Genomic DNA, 17,370 nt, shown 5'->3' on the forward strand with positions numbered 1-17,370 from the left:
TATACTATAAATTCAACTTTGCAACAGAACCTCTTGTTTTAATATTAAAATCTCAGAATAATTGATCACCATAAGTTTTCAGACGCTGTGAGAAGCTCTCATTTGCATTGAAAAACCGTTTATTAAAACAAATCATCGTTATCGTGTTTAATTCTATAAACAGTTTGTCTTGTAATATTCACTTCTTTCGCAATTTTACTAATCGCTTTGCCTTCCTCTAACATTTCTACAACACGATGATAGATAACACGTTTTTGAGGATCTTTCGCATTGGGAGAATATAATAAAGGTCGTCCTTTATATACGCCTTTCTCTTTCGCAACTTGAATCCCTTGAGCTTGTCGACGTTTACTTTCATTTCTTTCTTGTTCTGAAACCATTGCTAATATCTGTATAATTAAATCTTTCATAAATTTATCTAATAATGGATTACCAATGACTTCATTCATCATTGGTAGACTGGTAATCATCAATTGTACTTCTTTCTCTTTAAGATAATTAACGGTATTAATGACTTCATCATAATTACGACCTAAACGATCAATTGATTCCACGACAAAACGATCTCCCATTCTCACAAAGTTCAATGCTTCTTGAAAGACGGGTCTGTTTTCTATAGATGGACCTGATTGTTTTTCTGTAAAAATTTTTTCAGCACCAAATGTTTTTAAATTTTCAAGTTGTCTTTCTAAATTTTGATCTACTGATGATACCCGCGCATAGCCCACAATCATTTAGTTTCACCTCATAATTAATATACACCCTAATCATACATTTTAATTGCTGTAATTTCAACAATTCATTTTGTATGATTAGGGTGTACTCTAAAAGCACATACACTCTGAAATTAAATGATATAATATAAATACTATTTTATATTGGTAAGCAAGGAGTTTATTAATGAAATTAAAAAAAATTAGTAATACTGATACTTTTGAAATATCTGGAACATTAATTATATCTGATTTTAAGGAAGCTGGAATTTTAAAAAGTGATGGTAGTAATTATCAATTATTATTTAATACTGATATGGATTATGAAGAAAGAATAAACCAATGCCAATTTATTACTGCAAAAGGAGAAACATTGTATCTTAGAAACGGCATTTTATCGAGGCATACTATAAATTTTCCAGGAAGTAACGAATATGAGTATTTATTCACTCAAATTTGGGTATCTATTTCTCATACAGAGATTCCTAAAACTTTTGATAGCATAAGTGTTAAATTTAGTGGTCTAAAAGAAAATATAAATCACATACCATTTGATATTAAAAGGGATCAAACAAATAATGAATATACTATTTCTATCGATAAAGCTAATCTAAAGAAAGAAATAATTTCATTGAATGAAGTTCGTCTTTCTTCAGCTTGTAAAATAAATCGTAAAAGAACTAGATTTAACGAAATCACCTTTCAATATGAGAATTCACTAAAATTTGAGTATAAAAACAATTTAACTAGTGATAAATGTATTTCAGATGCCCTTAATATTGCTTACATTTTTAGCTTTATAACTAATGAAAAACATAAAATTGAAAGTATCATATTGTATTCTAAAAAAGAAGCTTTTAGGGTTTTTGTAGATTTACCATTCAATTTTAAGGAGCACCATAAAACAAAAATTACGTACGTTACAAAAGATTTCCTTAATAAATATTTATCAAATATTTATTCTTTTTTTTATAATAATCATGATTCGTTTCAAGATATATTTTCAAATTATATTAAGTTAATGTATACGCCAAAATTTATTGAACATTATCTAGTTGACTTATTAAAAATAAATGAAGGTTTGCATAGAAGGCTCGTATCAAATCAGCAAATCATTTTAATAGATAGATATAAAGATTTATTTCACTCATTAGATAACGAGTTACAAAATTATTTAAAAAGCATTGTTAATTATGACGAAAAGTTACATGATTATTTGAAGGATTATAGACATTATTATTCTCATTATTTTCCACCATCAGAAAAACCTACATATCAAAAAGATAATATATTTAATATCTCCAATTTTGTTCTTCAACTTCATAAATCTTTTATAATGTTTAAGATAGGCATTCCCTCTAGTGAAATAGTATCTTTATTAAAGATCACTCACTAGTTAGTAATCAATAAACTATTTTGCATTCCACTACTAACCAGTGTTATAATTTAGATAACAAGAGCTTCGTGCATTATATGCACCAACCCCCTCACTATTGCGAGTAGTGAGGGGGTTTTTAGGTGTTGGCTAATATCGCCTATTTTTTCTTATTGTTACGTGTACGTAGCCAATGCGTAAATAACGCAACAATACAACCACTGATGACTGTGGTCGTGATGTGAACAAGAGCTTCGACCATCTAATATGCACCTCCTCTCTGCGTCTAAATTGACGCCTGAGAGATAGGCGACCTGTATATTATATCATCTGTACTAGATGAGTTACATATAACTTCCGATAAGTTAAATTATGTATTATTTTCTGTTTTTCTCTTTCCTTGTATTTTTTCAAATTCTTCTATATGGTTCAAAATCATTGTTGGAGTAATATTAATATATATACTTTCAAACTTTATTTTGGGGTAAATAATAGAAAAATTATTTACATTGATATTCTGAGATAGTGAGGCGTATAAGAAAATAAATTTGATGGTGAATGAATGGGGAATATCCTCCTTTTGTTATAGATACTATTTTCAAAAAAAGATGATTATATTCAATAAATTCACATGATTTATATGTAAATTATGTATATTTAACACAAAATAATAATTACTTAATTTACTCGTTTGAGTTTGTATTTTAATAACAGGCGCATATTTGCTAAAAGAGGATGATTGTATGAAATCAGTTACTTATCAAGGATATAAAAATATGGAAGTATGTGAAGTAAATAATCCAACAGAAATTATCACTCATACTATGCCGTTAGAAGATGTAAAAGAAGTTTATGACATCTTTGATCAAAAAAAAGATAATACTATTAAAGTTATTTTAAAACCACAATACTATATAGATAAAGACGCCTTACTTTGAATAACTCGTTCAAAGTTGAGGCGTCTTTTACCTATATATTTAAATTTTAACATTTTTCTATTTAGAAATTTCTTCCAGAAATTCATCCCCCCCAATCACAAATTGCATAAACTACTTTATCGAGTGTTTTTCCTATGTTTGTTAACTTATACTCAACTTTTGGTGGAACTACTGGATAGACAATTCTTTCAATATTTCTATATTGAAAGAATCTATGATAAGAAAAGAGTTGAATGAATATAATAAATATAAACTCATCCAACTCTTCTATTTCTACTGATTGATATAGCGTTTCAAGTGTTTAGATGTCAATGTTTCTGAACTATCAATAAAGTTTTTAGGTGTTCCACTAAATTGGACCTTTCCGCCATCCAACCCAGGGCCTGGACCGACATCGATGATCCAATCTGCTTCACACATCATCGATAAATTATGTTCAATCAAAATAACTGTATTGTTTTGATCAATTAAATCATCAAAACACTCCATCAATATAGGGATATCCGATTCATGTAGGCCTGTGGTTGGTTCGTCAAAAATAAAAATACTATTTTTTATCTCTTCATCTAAATGTTGTGCTAGTTTCACGCGTTGAATCTCTCCACCAGACAAAGTGGATAAAGGTTGTCCAAGTGACATATAATTCAAACCTGTTTTACTTACAGATTGTAATTTTGACTTAATATCATTCTTTTTATCAAAGAAAATAATACCTTCGTCAACCGTCAAATCGAGAACATCGGCGATTGAATACCCATCTATGGTAGCATCTAATACTTCTTGTTTATAACGTTTACCATGACAAACTTCACATGTCTGTGAAAAATCACCCATAAAAGCAAGTTCCGTTTTAATGTAGCCCTTTCCACCACAATTTGGACAGGCACCTTTTGAGTTATAACTAAACATAGCTTTATTTAAGCCTGTTTCTTTACTGAAAAAGCTTCTTACGCTATCAAAAACACCTAAATACGTTAACAGATTAGATCTATTAGATCCTTGAACTGCTTTTTGATCAATAAAGATGGTATGGTCATTATTTTCAAAACCTGCTTTAACAAGGGTACTCTTACCTGAACCAGCAACGCCTGTTAAGACTGTTAATACGTGTTTAGGTATAGACGTTTTTACGTTATTTAAATTGTTTTGTGTCACAGGACCGATATTATAAAAATGGTTCGCTTCACGAATATTCTCTTTTAAATTATGTTTGTGACGTAATGCGTTACCTGTCGAAGTATTTGAAGAGAGTAATTCATTATATGTTCCTTCAAATGTGATTTCACCACCATTTTTTCCTGAACCTGGTCCCATATCTATGATATAGTCCCCTTCTTTAATAACATCGGGATCATGTTCAACAATTAACACAGTATTGCCTTTGTCTTTTAAAGATTTTAAAATTTCATTGATTTTAGCTATATCTTCCGGATGCAAACCAACACTTGGTTCATCTATAATGTAAACTAAATCCGATAAAGAACTATTTAAATGACGTATTAATTTAAGACGTTGCGCTTCACCGCCTGATAATGTCGTTGTGACACGGTTAAGCGTTAAATAACTTAATCCAATATATTTTAGTGCTTCTAACTGCTTTTTGAGAGGATCAATAATATATTTAGCTGTTGGATCCTCTAATTTATTAAGAAACTCTAAATTTTCCTTAATTGTCATTTGTGTGAAATCAGAAATATTTTTACTCATAATTTTAGAACTTAATATTTTCGAGTTTAAACGTTGACCTTTACATGTAGGACATATTTTATTATTTACTACATTTTTAAGATGTTTGGCATAGCGTTTTTTATTAAATTCTTTATCGCCTAAAAATATTCTACTGAATCTAGGTATTAGCCCTACATATTTAGCTGACTTTCTCCATTCTTTAGGAGGATTTTTTAACGTCATTGGCTCTTGATATAAAAATAATTCTAATTCATCTTTTGTATAGTCTTTCAATTTTTTATTATTATCAAATAAACCACTATCTCGATAGGCTTTACCACGCTCTTTATCTGGTCCAAAAGAAGGAAAGTCTATGGCACCTTCATTTAAAGACTTATCCCAATCTAGCAATTCATCTAAGTTAATGTCTTCAATATATCCTAATCCTTCACAAGTTTTACACATGCCCTTAGGACTATTGAAGGAATATACATCTGAATAGCCAACAAACGGTTCGCCTATTCTAGACCACAGTAATCTAACGGAGGCATATATATCCGAAACTGTTCCTACCGTAGAGCGAGAATTCCCATTGAATCTTTTCTGATTAATTGTCATTGCTACAGGAAGATTTTTAATTTTTTTCACTTTCGGTCTAGGTTGTTGATTTAAATGAAATTGGATATAACTGGAATAACTTTCATTTAGTAGCTGTTCAGATTCCGCAGCAATAGTATTAAACACTAAAGATGATTTCCCTGAACCAGAACGTCCTGTAAATACGGTTACTAAGTGTTTTGGGATATTTACATCTATGTTTTTCAAGTTATTTTGTGAAGCACCTGTAATATTAATAAAATCCATTAAGTATCCTCCCTTTATAATCCTTATAACATTGATTATTGCATATTAATCAATGATTAACTACTCATTCAAAAGACGACAACTTTAAGTCTTTTATATTACAAATTATTCCACCAATTCAATCCGTCTTCACTAAGTAATTTTTCACTTTCTTTAGGTCCATAGCTTCCAGAGTCATAATTAGGAAACTGCGGCTGTTCTTGTTTTCATACATTTACAATATCAACGAGTAATATAAAAATGTTTTCAAAATTCAATTACACTATATTTATATCAATAGCGTTAATATTTGTTAATACTGAAATTTTTGTCATCTACGAACATATTAATATAAATAGAATTATAAAATTTAAAATATGACTCATTTGTCAGTATTGTTTAAAAACAGGAGCTATGTAAAAATGAGTTATATCAAATATTAAAAGATAGATGTCAGTACTTCAAATGTTTATAGAACTTTTAAATAAAATACAATTCAACATATAGGACTCTCTATTATAACGTTATTAATTATCGGGATAAGAAAAACTCATGACACTCGTTTCAAAAAACAAAAAGAAAGGGTTAATCATGCTAAATATTAAAGATCAAAATTATTTTAAAAGAGCAATAAAAATCTTTATATTATCAACAATGTTATTACTAGTAACAATTCCAATCGCTTTATTTTTTCATCCTTCAGAAGAATTTATAAAACAATTAGGATCCAATTCACCTGAAAGCGTTAGTAAAACGCAGGGACTAAAAAAAGTTTGGGGGTTTATACAAAACAATGGCTTTCATGTACCAATACAAATGCTTTTGTTAGCTTTAATACCCATACCATTTTTATATACTCTAAATTTAATAGTATCGCTTATTATTCCTGGCATACTATTCGGTTTTTTCATCCATTTTGATACTTACAAAGGTCTAACTAGCTTAATCGCTTATATACCTCATTACACTTTGGAAATGATGAGTTTTTGTATATTTACTAGTGGTCTTTATATGCTAAATAAATCAATTTTAAGAAAAATAACCAATCTATTCAGAAAAGAAAAAAAGCAAAACTACTCTTTCAAACTAAGTTTAATTAATTTATTAAAAGCATATTTATTCGTCTGTTTACCATTGGTCATTTTAGCAGCATTTACTGAAACATATATAGCTGATATGCTCTTAAATTTAATGAATTAAATACAATCAAAAGAATACAAAATCGCAAAAAGTGAGGTCATTTTATGTTTCTTGAAAAATTAAAATGCAGTCATTGTGAAAAAGAAATCGACAAAAACGAAAATATAGCAATACACACAAATTCAAAAAATCTTAATGGCGTAACAAATCTAAAAAGTTGGGCTAAAAGTCAAAAAGTTTTATGTGAAAAATGTTCAAAATAAAAAAGAGCCCGTGTTTAGGCTCTTTTTTATCAGTACATCAAATATGCTTATTAGTATTTCCATGTCTTTGTTTAACTATTAAATAAACACCATTTATTAAACCCAAAATAGTCCAAGCAACTGATAAATAAATATTATCAAGACTATAAATTGGAGCCATAAAAATTAAAAAGAAAATATTCATAATAAACGAAATACGATGAAATGTACTGAGCTTATTAATATCAAACCTGTTATTTTGAATAATAAATCACCTCTTGATATTTATATTATTTCAAAATTTATGCTTTATTCCAATTGCTTTATTGACGCTGATCCTCAGAATCCTTAATAATCCTTAAACTTATCGAATGGTCGGCCTCATAACTCTTGCTATGCTGACATTTGTCTGCAAGTTTAGTTAGGGACGCCTCAACAACAATCAATTTTCTCGTCATAAATGTATGTTCTATTTTTTCTTTTTCAAATCATACTTTTTTGCTTCTTCTTTAGTTTCATCACTAATATTAAACAATAAAAAATAAACTACAATCCCAATTGGAACGCCTAATAATGGTGTTGTAAACATACTTGCTATAACAATCGCAAAAAATATCCAAATTAAATCATCCCAACCCCACTTTTTATTTAAAAGATAATCCAATATTTGTTTAATCGACATAATATAAACACTCCTTCTTACAAAATTTATCCCAAACCTTTTTAAAATTTAAAATACCCTTATTTACAATTTTAAAATACTTTTTAGATTATTTATGGGTTTTATATAAAAATAAATTTATAGCTCTTAAAACGCAAAAACCAGTAATAAACGCTGATATATCAGTATCTATCCCTATTTTTAGAAAAGACCGTTATTTATATATGTATCAAGACAAAAAGAAACTCGTTTTCAACTCGTTTCTAAAATATAAAAACACTAGCCATAATAATCAAAGCTATTGCACAAATGATCGCCATTCCAGCAAAATAAAAACTTTTTTTATAATTCCCTTTTTCCTTATTTTTACTTATAACTTTATAAACTTCAGACCCACATGACACTAACGCTGAAATTCCAAATACAATAAAACCTATCCCAAATACATAACCTAAAATATCTAAAATCATAACTTCTAACCTCCACAAGTTTTATTTACACTAAGGGTAACAAAGAAAAAAAGATCAAAGCGAACATTATTGTTATGCTCAAGATTGCTTTATTCCATATATCAAAGAAATTAAATCAACTAAAAATTCCAAGAAATCGCATAAAAAGCCCAAACTAAAAAGCCACCTACTGGAAATATAGTCCACCAATAATCAGCTAAAAATCCAGCCATAGTAGTTGGACATCGTTTATAAGCACCATCATGATAATCGCCATTCAGTATTTGTTTTTTTAATTCAATATCACCTTTAACCAACTAATCCAAAGTAACACCAAATAAATCATTCATAACAACCAAAATATCTAACGAAGGATAATTTTTATCACTTTCCCATTTAGATACACTCTGTCTCGAAACATTTAAAATATCTGCTAATTCATCTTGAGACCAATTATTTAACTTTCTGTAATTTTTAATCACATTTGATAGTTCCATAAATTCACCTCACAAATAAAACTTATACTTAAAATTAGTAAAATTCACGATACTTTTAGTTACTATATTCGCAACCTTACGTTGCTTTGTTAACATTGAGCCTAGGAATCCTAAACAAACCTAAAACTTTTCGATAACTCACGACGCTATGCCGACATTCGTCTGCAAATTTAGTTAAGGGTTCTTCTCAACACAAAACAAATTTTCTTGTCATAAATGTGCATTTTATTTTTTACTTTTATTTCCTTTTAAAACATAAATAAATAGAGTCATAAATATTGCAAAAAACAATGTAGAAATAAGACTTGGATATACATCAAAATCAAGGATGGATATCACTAAATCAAGTAGCAAATTTAAAATGAAAAAAGAAACAAAGAAATATACGAAATATAAAATAAATTTCAAAATGAAGCCTTCTTTTCCAGCAAAACTTTTTCACAAACATAATTTAAATTTTAAATATCTCTTTCGCAGAGTATGTTGATTATGGTTTTTATTATTATGTGATTCTTGTGTCTGTTTCTTATCCTTATCCTCTCGATTTCATCAATCTGTGTAATGTTTATCGACCATGCGCTTAATAATATAGTACTAATTAATGCTATAATTAATACTTTTTCATCATGAAAACCTCACAACCATCTAAGATATTTAACTTCTTAGATGATATCTTTATTTATCATTTCCAATATTTATTTCTAGAATTATAAATCACAGATGCTATTCCAAAGCTGGCTATAATAAAAATGAGTATGTATATAGAAAAGTTATCAGTCTGTATGTAAAATTTAAAAAGAAGAAACAATAAGAAAGCCACGATGAAATACACAGGAATAAATGCTTTCTTCCAAAAGATAGAACCTTTCATGAATATCCTCCTTTAATAATATTTTTTTATCTATATATTAAGGTTAACATTTTATATTAATCTATTTCTAAAACTATTTGTATAATTATATTTTATTCTCATATGTAAAAACTTAGAATATAAATAGGTGTCTTAGCTATGTTTAAATTATAGTTTTAACAAATTATATACGTAGCTTTCTAATCATACTTTTAAAAATTCAGCTATAATAAACAATCATAATGCCTTTTATCATCATTGTAATTGTACAAAAATGATAGTTGATTGTTATTTTAAATCACGTTATGTTTGAAACAAGAATTCTAGATATACAAGGAGATCATTACATGAAATTTATTAGTATTGTTTTAGGATTGCTAGTTATCATTTCATGGTTGTTTGTTTTACGAGAGTACCAACATGGACATGAGAAAACAGAAAAAGGAAAGTTAGTCATTATCATTGCTTGTATATTAACTTTCATTATGACATTCATCAATATACTTGATTAACACAAAAAACAGCACCTCGCGATGAGGTGCTGTTCTTTTATATCTTTTATTATGACACAGTAACATGATCCACGTAGCCATCCGTAACATGGAATGTAATATGACCTTTGCCTACTGTGTAACCGTATAGTCCATTTGTTTCATCTGTTTGTTTCTCAGTCAGTGATGGTTGATATTGATAATGATCTCCGTAAACGTCTTTCACTTGTTCTAAGCTTACTTTTTTAGGTGCGACCTTAAAATCAATCATTGCTGCTGTGTTGCCTTTGACTTGATTAAATGTTTGGTCATATACTTTTTTTGTTGATGTACCGTTTTGATACTGCTCATTCACTTTAATTCCGTTAAATGTTACATTTCCAGCTTTTAACGCATTATAGAACGTGTGATTTAATACGAATTCGCCACCTGACTTTGTATAACCATGATAATGATAATAATAGCCTTGTGACGTATGTGTTTGTGCCTGTGCTTCATTTGATACACCGTTATGCTCAGTTACATTAAACCCTAATACTGTTCCTAAAGTAATACCACCAACGACCATTGCTTTTGCAAATTTCTTCATTATGGATCACTCCTCTTATAGAATTATAATGAACTTCCACCTTTAATATATAATATTACACTCAAATATTCAAATTTTTATAAATTAAAATATAAATTTATTGAAATATAATTAATTGAAAATCCAATTAATTATATAATACTTATAATATTACTCTACTTTTTATTCTTTCATTATTTTTAATTTGTATTCAACACATGTTAGCCTTAAATCATACATATTTTAATTGATAAGGAGAGAACTAATGAAAACAATACGTTATTTCCTATACTTTTTTATCGTTTATTTTATAATCTTTTATTTAGCACAACGACTTTTAAAATTAGATCTAGGTATTGTGCGTTGTTTCATTTCATCTGTTGTTTTCGCTATAATGATGAGTTATTTTGCTTACTTTGCGAAGAAACTTAATAGATAATACCTATGTTTATTTGTCATACTTCTGCTTCATTCTATTAACGGTACTTCTTTCTATATCAGTAGTCATCCTATGAAAAGTTAAAAAACGTCATGACATGGTATCAATTGCTAGAAATGTAAATAATAAAAATAATGAAGAATATGTCGTGCAGATTCTTAGATTTAAAGGAGGTATTGTCTATAATGAAGATCATTGATGTAGCTATGTATCTTGTTCACTCTACAATACCTTTATTAAAATTAACGATGGACATGTTTTTTTATTTTGAAAACGGGAATACTTCACTATACGCTTTAACTACGTAAAACTTAATAAATGGAGGTCATATTATGGCTGGATATAAATCACCAGGACGTAAAATTTCTGAATATATTGGTATTATTGCTATCGTAGCAGTATTTGCTGGCGTTTTTTATAAAAACCTTAAAAATGAAAACCAAACTGGTAACGGTTCTTTAGGCTAATTTAAATAATTTTTATAGATGATAAATAGAGCCACCCTTCACTCATTAAGCAGTGAGGGGTGGCTTGTTTTTTTATTCTGGTCTAGGACTCCGTTTCATTTTAATATATTGAGAGATACTATAAAGCGCAATACCAATCCAAATAAAGATAAATGTAATGAATTGATGGATGTCGAATGTTTCTTTAAATACGAAGATACCTAGTAAAAAGATAATCGTTGGACTGACGTATTGAATAAATCCTGTCAGTGATAGTGGAATGCGACGCGCCCCTGCTGAGAATAAAATAAGTGGTACAGCTGTCACCGCTCCAGAAAATAAGAGTAAAAATGTACTCATATTCAAACCGACTGATGATTGGTGTGCTTGCCATAAATAAATGATATAAATCAGTCCTGCTGGTGCTGTCACAATACATTCAATCGCAATCCCACTCATCGCTTCAACACGTACCAATTTTTTTAATAAACCATAAATCCCAAATGAGAATGCCAACATTAAAGAAATAATTGGAAATTCTCCTATCTTCATTGTCATGTAAATGACGCCAATTGCGGCTGATACAATCGCTAACGTTTCAAATTTATTGAAACGCTCTTTTAAGAAAATAAATGCGAGTAAGACACTTACCAATGGATTAATGTAATAACCTAAACTGGTTTGTAGCACATGACCATTAGACACTGCCCAAATGAACGTTCCCCAGTTAATCGTAATCACATAACCTGCAATGATAATCGCAACCAGTTGAATCGGATGTGCTACGAGTTGATTGATATCATGTTTAAGCGCTTGTGATTTTTTTAATATAAAAATCATTAGAATCATAAAAACCATCGCAAGGATAATGCGATACGCTAAAATTTCAAATGCGCTAATACCGTGAATGAATCTCCAATAAATAGGTAGAATCCCCCATAATAAATGCGCCCCTAACGCAAATAAAATTCCTTTTTTAAATTCTGCATGATTATCCATGCTAAACCCTCCTAGCAATATTACCCTGGAAATATGTATAACTCTATCGTATCAGTAGTTAAACGAAATGGATATATCTAGAAGAATTTTTAAAAAAAAGGTAGCAATTTATATCGCTACCTCTTTACCAATATCATTAATGATATATTCTATTGCCGCCTTCTCTAAATTCTTCGGCTTTCTCTTTCATGCCTTCAAGTTGTTCTTTGTAGGAATCGCGAATATCATGTGATAAGCGCATTGAACAGAATTTTGGTCCGCACATACTACAGAAATGTGCAATTTTCGCTGATTCTGCTGGTAATGTTTCATCGTGAAATTCTCTCGCTCGATCAGGATCTAAAGCGAGGTTGAATTGATCAATCCAACGAAACTCAAAGCGCGCTTTACTAATTGCATCGTCGCGTTCTGTTGCCCCTGGTAAGCCTTTAGATAAATCTGCTGCATGTGCTGCAATTTTATAAGTGACCACACCATCACGTACGTCATCTTTATTTGGTAAACCTAAATGTTCTTTAGGTGTCACGTAACATAACATTGCCGTACCATGACTCGCAATTTGAGCAGCACCAATGGCAGATGTAATATGGTCATATGCTGGTGCAATATCTGTTACAAGAGGTCCTAATGTATAAAATGGTGCTTCTTTACAATAAAAATCTGCTAAATCTTGGTTTTCTTTAATTTTATGCATTGGAATATGCCCTGGACCTTCAATCATAACTTGCACATTATGTTTCCAAGCAATATCCGTTAACTCACCTAACGTTTTCAACTCCGCAAATTGACTTTCATCGTTAGCGTCATAAATTGAACCAGGTCGTAAACCATCTCCTAGAGAAATAGCAACATCATATTGACTTAAGATTTCACAAATCTCATCGAAGTGTGTATATAAAAAGCTTTCTTCGTGATGTGCAAGACACCATTGTGCAATAATTGAGCCACCACGAGAAACAATCCCAGTTAAACGATCAACAGTTAATGGAATATAGTGAAGACGTAATCCTGCGTGAATAGTAAAATAATCGACCCCTTGTTCAGCTTGTTCAATTAATGTATCTCTATACGCTTCCCATGTTAAATCTTCTGCCACCCCATTTACTTTTTCTAACGCTTGATAGATGGGCACTGTTCCTACTGGTACAGGTGAGTTACGTAAGAGATACTCACGAGTTGTATGGATATTTTTTCCTGTAGATAAATCCATAATCGTATCTGCACCCCAATGTGTGGCCCAAACTAATTTTTCAATTTCTGCTTCAATAGATGAAGACACAATAGAGTTACCAATGTTCGCGTTGATTTTTACAGAGAAGTTTTTACCAATAATCATTGGTTCAGATTCAGGATGATTGATATTATTAGGAATAATCGCGCGTCCTCTCGCAATTTCTTCCCTTACAAATTCTGGTTCCACTTGTTCTCTAATTGCTACAAATTTCATTTCTTTAGTGATAATCCCTTGTTTAGCGTAGTACATTTGTGTAACTGGTGTATCTTTACTGCCACGTCTTGGTTGATATTCGAATGGATGAGCTACATAGTTTTTATGGCCTTCTTTTGAAAAACCGTTATCAATCGATTGAATACGGCGACCTTCATAATGTTCAACGTCTTCACGTGCTTCAATCCATGCATCGCGAACCTTTGGAAGTCCATGATTGATATCAACCTCATAACTGTCATCATGATAAGGACCTGCTGTATCGTACACTACGACAGGTTCATTTTGAAAACTACGTTGTTCTAATTGGGTATCAGAAAGTTCAATTTCTCGAAATGGTACAAAAATATCACTATCATTACCCTCGCCTTTTTTAAAAATACGTTTACTTGCTGGAAAAGTTCTTTTAAAATTGATTTTTTCTTGCTCCATTGACATTGCCTCCTAAATACTAGAAGGGTCTAAATATCACTGATTATATGATTCATAAAAAAAGCATTCAGCTTAATACTGAATGCATAAGAATAAGTGAATATATACGAAAATATATGTAAGTATCATAATGAAGAAAATGATTCATCGTTAAATTGACCTTTTCATCAAATTATGAAAACATCCATATGTCATTGTAAAGTGACTCACTGGCTTCCCTACGCTAGTATTAACTAGATCAGGTTCAAAGGGTTGGAACATGAAGTTCCTTTCAGCAATATAAAGCACCCCTAGCAGAGATTATTAAATTATAGGTTACTTAACCTATACTTATACAATGACTTAAAATCCCATGAATATCAAGTCAATATATTAAATAATTTTTACAACTTTTAGACATCCGAAAGTCTAACTTCACACAACCCGAAGTCTTACCCTTAAATTAAAAAAACAGCAACCACAAGGGTTACTGCTGTTCCATTCTTTTGTCTTATCCTCCAAAGAACAAATCAATAAAGTCTCTACTTCTGTTTCTATCTTGTTTATAAAATTCGGTATATCCACAATTTTTACAAGTTATCGTCTTAAAATTATTATGTTGTACATCTAAAAATTTAGACAATCCTGACCCTGTTGCAGATAATGTACCTTCTTCTACTTCTGTATGACCACATTTTATACAACCTTGATTTTGGTTTTCTGACATAGTGAATCACTCCTCTATCATATTTGTTGTTAGCTTACATAATACAATAACCCCCAAAATTGAGGGTTATTCATTAACTTGATGTTTCATGTTTTTTATAACATCAATAAATATGGATTTTCAATATATTTTGCAAGTACTTTTAAGAAATCAGCTGCGCCTGCGCCATCTAAGATTTGATGATCGAATGTTAAACTTAATGGGATACGAGAGACTTGTTTTACATTATCTCCTTCAAGAACAAGCTCTTTAGCTAAAGCACCGACACCTAAGATACCTGTTTCACCTAAATTTAAAATTGGTGTGAAGTATTCGATACCACTTGCACCCATATTCGTAATTGTAAATGTAGCGCCACTAAGTTGAACGTCACCTGTATTTCCTTCACGTACTGCTTCAGCTGATGTTTTAATTTCTTTTGCTAAAGTGCCAATACTTTTAGTATCTGCATTATCAATAACTGGCACCATAAGACCATCTTCAAGTGATGTCGCAATACCTAAATGTACATCATCATATTCTGTTAATTCACCGTTTTCATAACGAGCATTCATTGCGCCATATTCTTTAAGTGATAGGACTACTGCTTTAGCTAATAAAGCTGTGACTGTCAATTTTACATCTTGATCTGCATCTTTTAATTCTTCAGATAATCGAGCTTTAAAGTCTAATAAGCGATCTGCATTGACTTTGCGATGTAATGTTAATTGAGCAGTATTATAAAGACTTTGTCGCATATTTTGAGCAATACGTTGACGCATTGGGTTTAGACCTTCACCAATGCTAGACACATCGACGTTTTGTGCCGTTGAAGATGCGCTTTGGTCAGACGTACCCGCTTCACCTTCATAATCATAGCCTTCTGATTCTACACGTTGAATATCTAATTTTGTAATACGATCATTTCCACCTGTCCCTTTGATTCTTGTGATATCAAGGTCCTTATCTTCAGCCATATTACGTGCTAATGGAGAGATAAAGATACGTTCTCGTTGTTCAGGCTTCGCTTCTTTTTCTGTATCTTTTTTATCAGATTGTTCTTCATTTGAAGAAGCTTGTTGTTCTTCAGAAGTTGTGTCGTTATCTTTATTCTCTTGGGTAGTTTCTTCAGAATCATCGTCATCGCTTCCTACGTCTTCGCCTTCTTCTCCGATGATACCAAGCACTGCTTTTACTTTTGCATCTTCGCCTGCTTGTACTTTGATTTTTAATAACGTACCACTTGCAGGTGCTTCTACATCATTTGTTAATTTTTCAGAGCTAATTGTGACAATGCTTTCGCCTTCTTCTACTGTATCGCCTTCTGATTTAAACCACTCTTCTACAGTACCTTCTTTCATTGTCATACCAAGCTTTGGCATAATAATATTTTCACTCATTGTGATACACCTCCCTACGCCTTAGCCTTTTTTAAGTCATCAATCAATTCAGATGCTACGTCTAATACTTTATCTGCATTTGGAATATATGCCGCTTCTAAGTTTGATGCAAATGGTACTGGTGTATCTGGTGCTGTTACTTTTTTGATTGGACCGTCTAAATAATCGAATCCAATATCACCGATGACAGAAGCGACGTCGCCAGCAATGTTACATTGTGGACTTGATTCATCAATAACAATTAAGCGACCTGTTTTTTTCACTGATTCTAACACTGTATCTTGATCCCATGGAGACACTGAACGTAAATCAATAACTTCTACTGAAACGTTATCTTCTTCAAGTCGGTCAGCTGTTTCTTCAGCCACTGCAACCATTTTACCAATTGCGACAATCGTTAAATCATCACCTTCTCGTGTGACATTGGCTTTACCAATCTCAATCGTATAAGGTTCTTCAGGCACATTACTTTTTTGACCAAGTAATGTTTTATCTTCTGAAAATACAACTAAGTTATCATCTTGAATCGCTGACATTAATAATCCTTTTGCATCATATGGATTTGATGGTACAACTACTTTAACACCTGGAATTGTTGCGAACATATTATATAGAGATTGAGAGTGTTGTGCTGCCGCACTTGCGCCAGCGCCATGAACGGTACGTACTACTAATGGAATTTTAGCTTTACCACCAAACATATATCTCATTTTTGCACCTTGGTTTAAAATTGGATCTAAACCAAATCCGATAAAGTCGTTAAACATAAGTTCTGCGATGGGACGTAATCCTGTTGCAGCGGCCCCTACAGCTGCACTTAATGTAATATGTTCAGAAATAGGTGTATCGATGACACGTTTACGACTATATTTTTTAGCAAGCCCTTTTGTTACTCCGAACACGCCACCAAATGTATCATCATCTTGAATATGTTCTACTTTTGCGCCACCTGAAACGTCTGTACCAATTAAGATGACATTTTCATCTTTCTCCATAGATTGATCAATCGCTTCATTAATCGCGCCCATAAATGTTAGTTTACGTTCTTCACTCATCGTAAAAACCTCCTCGTCTGGTTAGGTTCGTT

At 31.1% G+C, this 17,370-nt stretch carries 18 protein-coding genes, 4 pseudogenes and 1 riboswitch; of the genes and pseudogenes, 6 read left to right on the forward strand and 16 right to left on the reverse strand.

The genetic code is table 11. The features are described from left to right. Nucleotides 1-122: 122 nt before the first annotated feature. The gene (locus tag HMPREF2930_RS01460; protein WP_017174785.1) at nucleotides 123-734 is read right to left on the reverse strand and encodes a recombinase family protein; all 612 of its coding nucleotides are present in this window, start codon (nucleotides 732-734) and stop codon (nucleotides 123-125) included. A gap of 166 nt (nucleotides 735-900) precedes the next feature. On the opposite strand from HMPREF2930_RS01460, the gene HMPREF2930_RS01465 reads away from it, so the two are divergent. After that, complete coding sequence (locus tag HMPREF2930_RS01465; protein ID WP_017174784.1) at nucleotides 901-2,109, forward strand: ApeA N-terminal domain 1-containing protein; 1,209 nt, start codon at nucleotides 901-903, stop codon at nucleotides 2,107-2,109. Between the two features lie 139 nt (nucleotides 2,110-2,248). Here HMPREF2930_RS01465 and HMPREF2930_RS11365 read toward each other — a convergent pair whose 3' ends face one another. After that, complete coding sequence (locus tag HMPREF2930_RS11365) at nucleotides 2,249-2,350, reverse strand: type I toxin-antitoxin system Fst family toxin (protein WP_000228874.1); 102 nt, start codon at nucleotides 2,348-2,350, stop codon at nucleotides 2,249-2,251. Between the two features lie 526 nt (nucleotides 2,351-2,876). On the opposite strand from HMPREF2930_RS11365, the pseudogene HMPREF2930_RS01470 reads away from it, so the two are divergent. Further along, nucleotides 2,877-3,026: pseudogene (locus tag HMPREF2930_RS01470) on the forward strand (alcohol dehydrogenase); the annotation flags it as partial. Between the two features lie 82 nt (nucleotides 3,027-3,108). Here the strand turns inward: HMPREF2930_RS01470 and HMPREF2930_RS11635 are convergent. Further along, nucleotides 3,109-3,219: pseudogene (locus HMPREF2930_RS11635) on the reverse strand (winged helix-turn-helix transcriptional regulator); the annotation flags it as partial. Between the two features lie 80 nt (nucleotides 3,220-3,299). Beyond that, nucleotides 3,300-5,558: an ATP-binding cassette domain-containing protein gene (locus HMPREF2930_RS01475; protein WP_017174782.1), complete on the reverse strand. Its 2,259-nt coding sequence runs from the start codon at nucleotides 5,556-5,558 to the stop codon at nucleotides 3,300-3,302. 570 nt (nucleotides 5,559-6,128) lie between these two features. On the opposite strand from HMPREF2930_RS01475, the gene HMPREF2930_RS01480 reads away from it, so the two are divergent. Continuing rightward, nucleotides 6,129-6,737, forward strand: a complete 609-nt coding sequence (locus HMPREF2930_RS01480; RefSeq protein ID WP_029376753.1) for a stage II sporulation protein M — start codon at nucleotides 6,129-6,131, stop codon at nucleotides 6,735-6,737. A gap of 651 nt (nucleotides 6,738-7,388) precedes the next feature. Here the strand turns inward: HMPREF2930_RS01480 and HMPREF2930_RS01485 are convergent. From HMPREF2930_RS01485 to HMPREF2930_RS11710, 5 genes are all read right to left on the reverse strand, one after another. Next, nucleotides 7,389-7,601 (reverse strand): VraH family peptide resistance protein, encoded by a 213-nt coding sequence (locus HMPREF2930_RS01485; protein ID WP_017174779.1) that lies wholly within the window; start codon nucleotides 7,599-7,601, stop codon nucleotides 7,389-7,391. Nucleotides 7,602-7,843: 242 nt separating this feature from the next. Beyond that, nucleotides 7,844-8,050: a hypothetical protein gene (locus HMPREF2930_RS01490; RefSeq protein ID WP_017174778.1), complete on the reverse strand. Its 207-nt coding sequence runs from the start codon at nucleotides 8,048-8,050 to the stop codon at nucleotides 7,844-7,846. A 119-nt stretch (nucleotides 8,051-8,169) separates the two neighbouring features. After that, the gene (locus HMPREF2930_RS11490; RefSeq protein WP_017174777.1) at nucleotides 8,170-8,346 is read right to left on the reverse strand and encodes a hypothetical protein; all 177 of its coding nucleotides are present in this window, start codon (nucleotides 8,344-8,346) and stop codon (nucleotides 8,170-8,172) included. Further along, on the reverse strand, nucleotides 8,347-8,526 hold the full coding sequence (locus HMPREF2930_RS01495) for a helix-turn-helix transcriptional regulator (protein ID WP_037541680.1): 180 nt from the start codon (nucleotides 8,524-8,526) through the stop codon (nucleotides 8,347-8,349). 682 nt (nucleotides 8,527-9,208) lie between these two features. Further along, nucleotides 9,209-9,397, reverse strand: coding sequence for a hypothetical protein (locus HMPREF2930_RS11710; protein ID WP_017174775.1), 189 nt, complete (start codon nucleotides 9,395-9,397; stop codon nucleotides 9,209-9,211). Between the two features lie 326 nt (nucleotides 9,398-9,723). Between HMPREF2930_RS11710 and HMPREF2930_RS11495 the strand changes: the two genes are divergently transcribed. Then, nucleotides 9,724-9,888 carry a hypothetical protein gene (locus tag HMPREF2930_RS11495; protein ID WP_017174774.1) on the forward strand — a complete coding sequence of 55 codons (165 nt, stop codon included), beginning with the start codon at nucleotides 9,724-9,726 and terminating at the stop codon, nucleotides 9,886-9,888. Nucleotides 9,889-9,937: 49 nt separating this feature from the next. On the opposite strand, the gene HMPREF2930_RS01505 is transcribed toward HMPREF2930_RS11495, so the two are convergent. Beyond that, nucleotides 9,938-10,456, reverse strand: a complete 519-nt coding sequence (locus tag HMPREF2930_RS01505; protein ID WP_017174773.1) for an immunodominant staphylococcal antigen IsaB family protein — start codon at nucleotides 10,454-10,456, stop codon at nucleotides 9,938-9,940. Between the two features lie 603 nt (nucleotides 10,457-11,059). Here HMPREF2930_RS01505 and HMPREF2930_RS11715 point away from each other — a divergent pair. After that, complete coding sequence (locus tag HMPREF2930_RS11715; protein ID WP_017174772.1) at nucleotides 11,060-11,182, forward strand: hypothetical protein; 123 nt, start codon at nucleotides 11,060-11,062, stop codon at nucleotides 11,180-11,182. A 24-nt stretch (nucleotides 11,183-11,206) separates the two neighbouring features. Continuing rightward, the gene (locus tag HMPREF2930_RS11720; protein ID WP_002449300.1) at nucleotides 11,207-11,341 is read left to right on the forward strand and encodes a hypothetical protein; all 135 of its coding nucleotides are present in this window, start codon (nucleotides 11,207-11,209) and stop codon (nucleotides 11,339-11,341) included. A 72-nt stretch (nucleotides 11,342-11,413) separates the two neighbouring features. Here the strand turns inward: HMPREF2930_RS11720 and rarD are convergent, their stop codons facing one another. From rarD to HMPREF2930_RS01530, 6 genes and pseudogenes are all read right to left on the reverse strand, one after another. Next, on the reverse strand, nucleotides 11,414-12,319 hold the full coding sequence (rarD, locus tag HMPREF2930_RS01510; protein WP_017174771.1) for an EamA family transporter RarD: 906 nt from the start codon (nucleotides 12,317-12,319) through the stop codon (nucleotides 11,414-11,416). A gap of 136 nt (nucleotides 12,320-12,455) precedes the next feature. After that, nucleotides 12,456-14,198: a phosphomethylpyrimidine synthase ThiC gene (gene thiC / locus HMPREF2930_RS01515; RefSeq protein WP_017174770.1), complete on the reverse strand. Its 1,743-nt coding sequence runs from the start codon at nucleotides 14,196-14,198 to the stop codon at nucleotides 12,456-12,458. Between the two features lie 197 nt (nucleotides 14,199-14,395). Further along, nucleotides 14,396-14,500: riboswitch (TPP riboswitch) on the reverse strand. A gap of 188 nt (nucleotides 14,501-14,688) precedes the next feature. After that, nucleotides 14,689-14,904, reverse strand: coding sequence for a zinc ribbon domain-containing protein (locus HMPREF2930_RS01520; protein WP_017174769.1), 216 nt, complete (start codon nucleotides 14,902-14,904; stop codon nucleotides 14,689-14,691). Nucleotides 14,905-14,999: 95 nt separating this feature from the next. Next, nucleotides 15,000-15,902: pseudogene (locus tag HMPREF2930_RS01525) on the reverse strand (dihydrolipoamide acetyltransferase family protein); the annotation flags it as partial. Nucleotides 15,903-16,118: 216 nt separating this feature from the next. After that, nucleotides 16,119-16,283, reverse strand: a pseudogene (locus HMPREF2930_RS11850) (biotin/lipoyl-containing protein); the annotation flags it as partial. A gap of 14 nt (nucleotides 16,284-16,297) precedes the next feature. After that, nucleotides 16,298-17,338, reverse strand: a complete 1,041-nt coding sequence (locus HMPREF2930_RS01530; RefSeq protein WP_017174767.1) for an alpha-ketoacid dehydrogenase subunit beta — start codon at nucleotides 17,336-17,338, stop codon at nucleotides 16,298-16,300. Between the last annotated feature and the right edge of the window lie 32 nt (nucleotides 17,339-17,370).

This window comes from Staphylococcus sp. HMSC068C09, assembly GCF_001813735.1.
Lineage (GTDB): Bacteria > Bacillota > Bacilli > Staphylococcales > Staphylococcaceae > Staphylococcus > Staphylococcus hominis.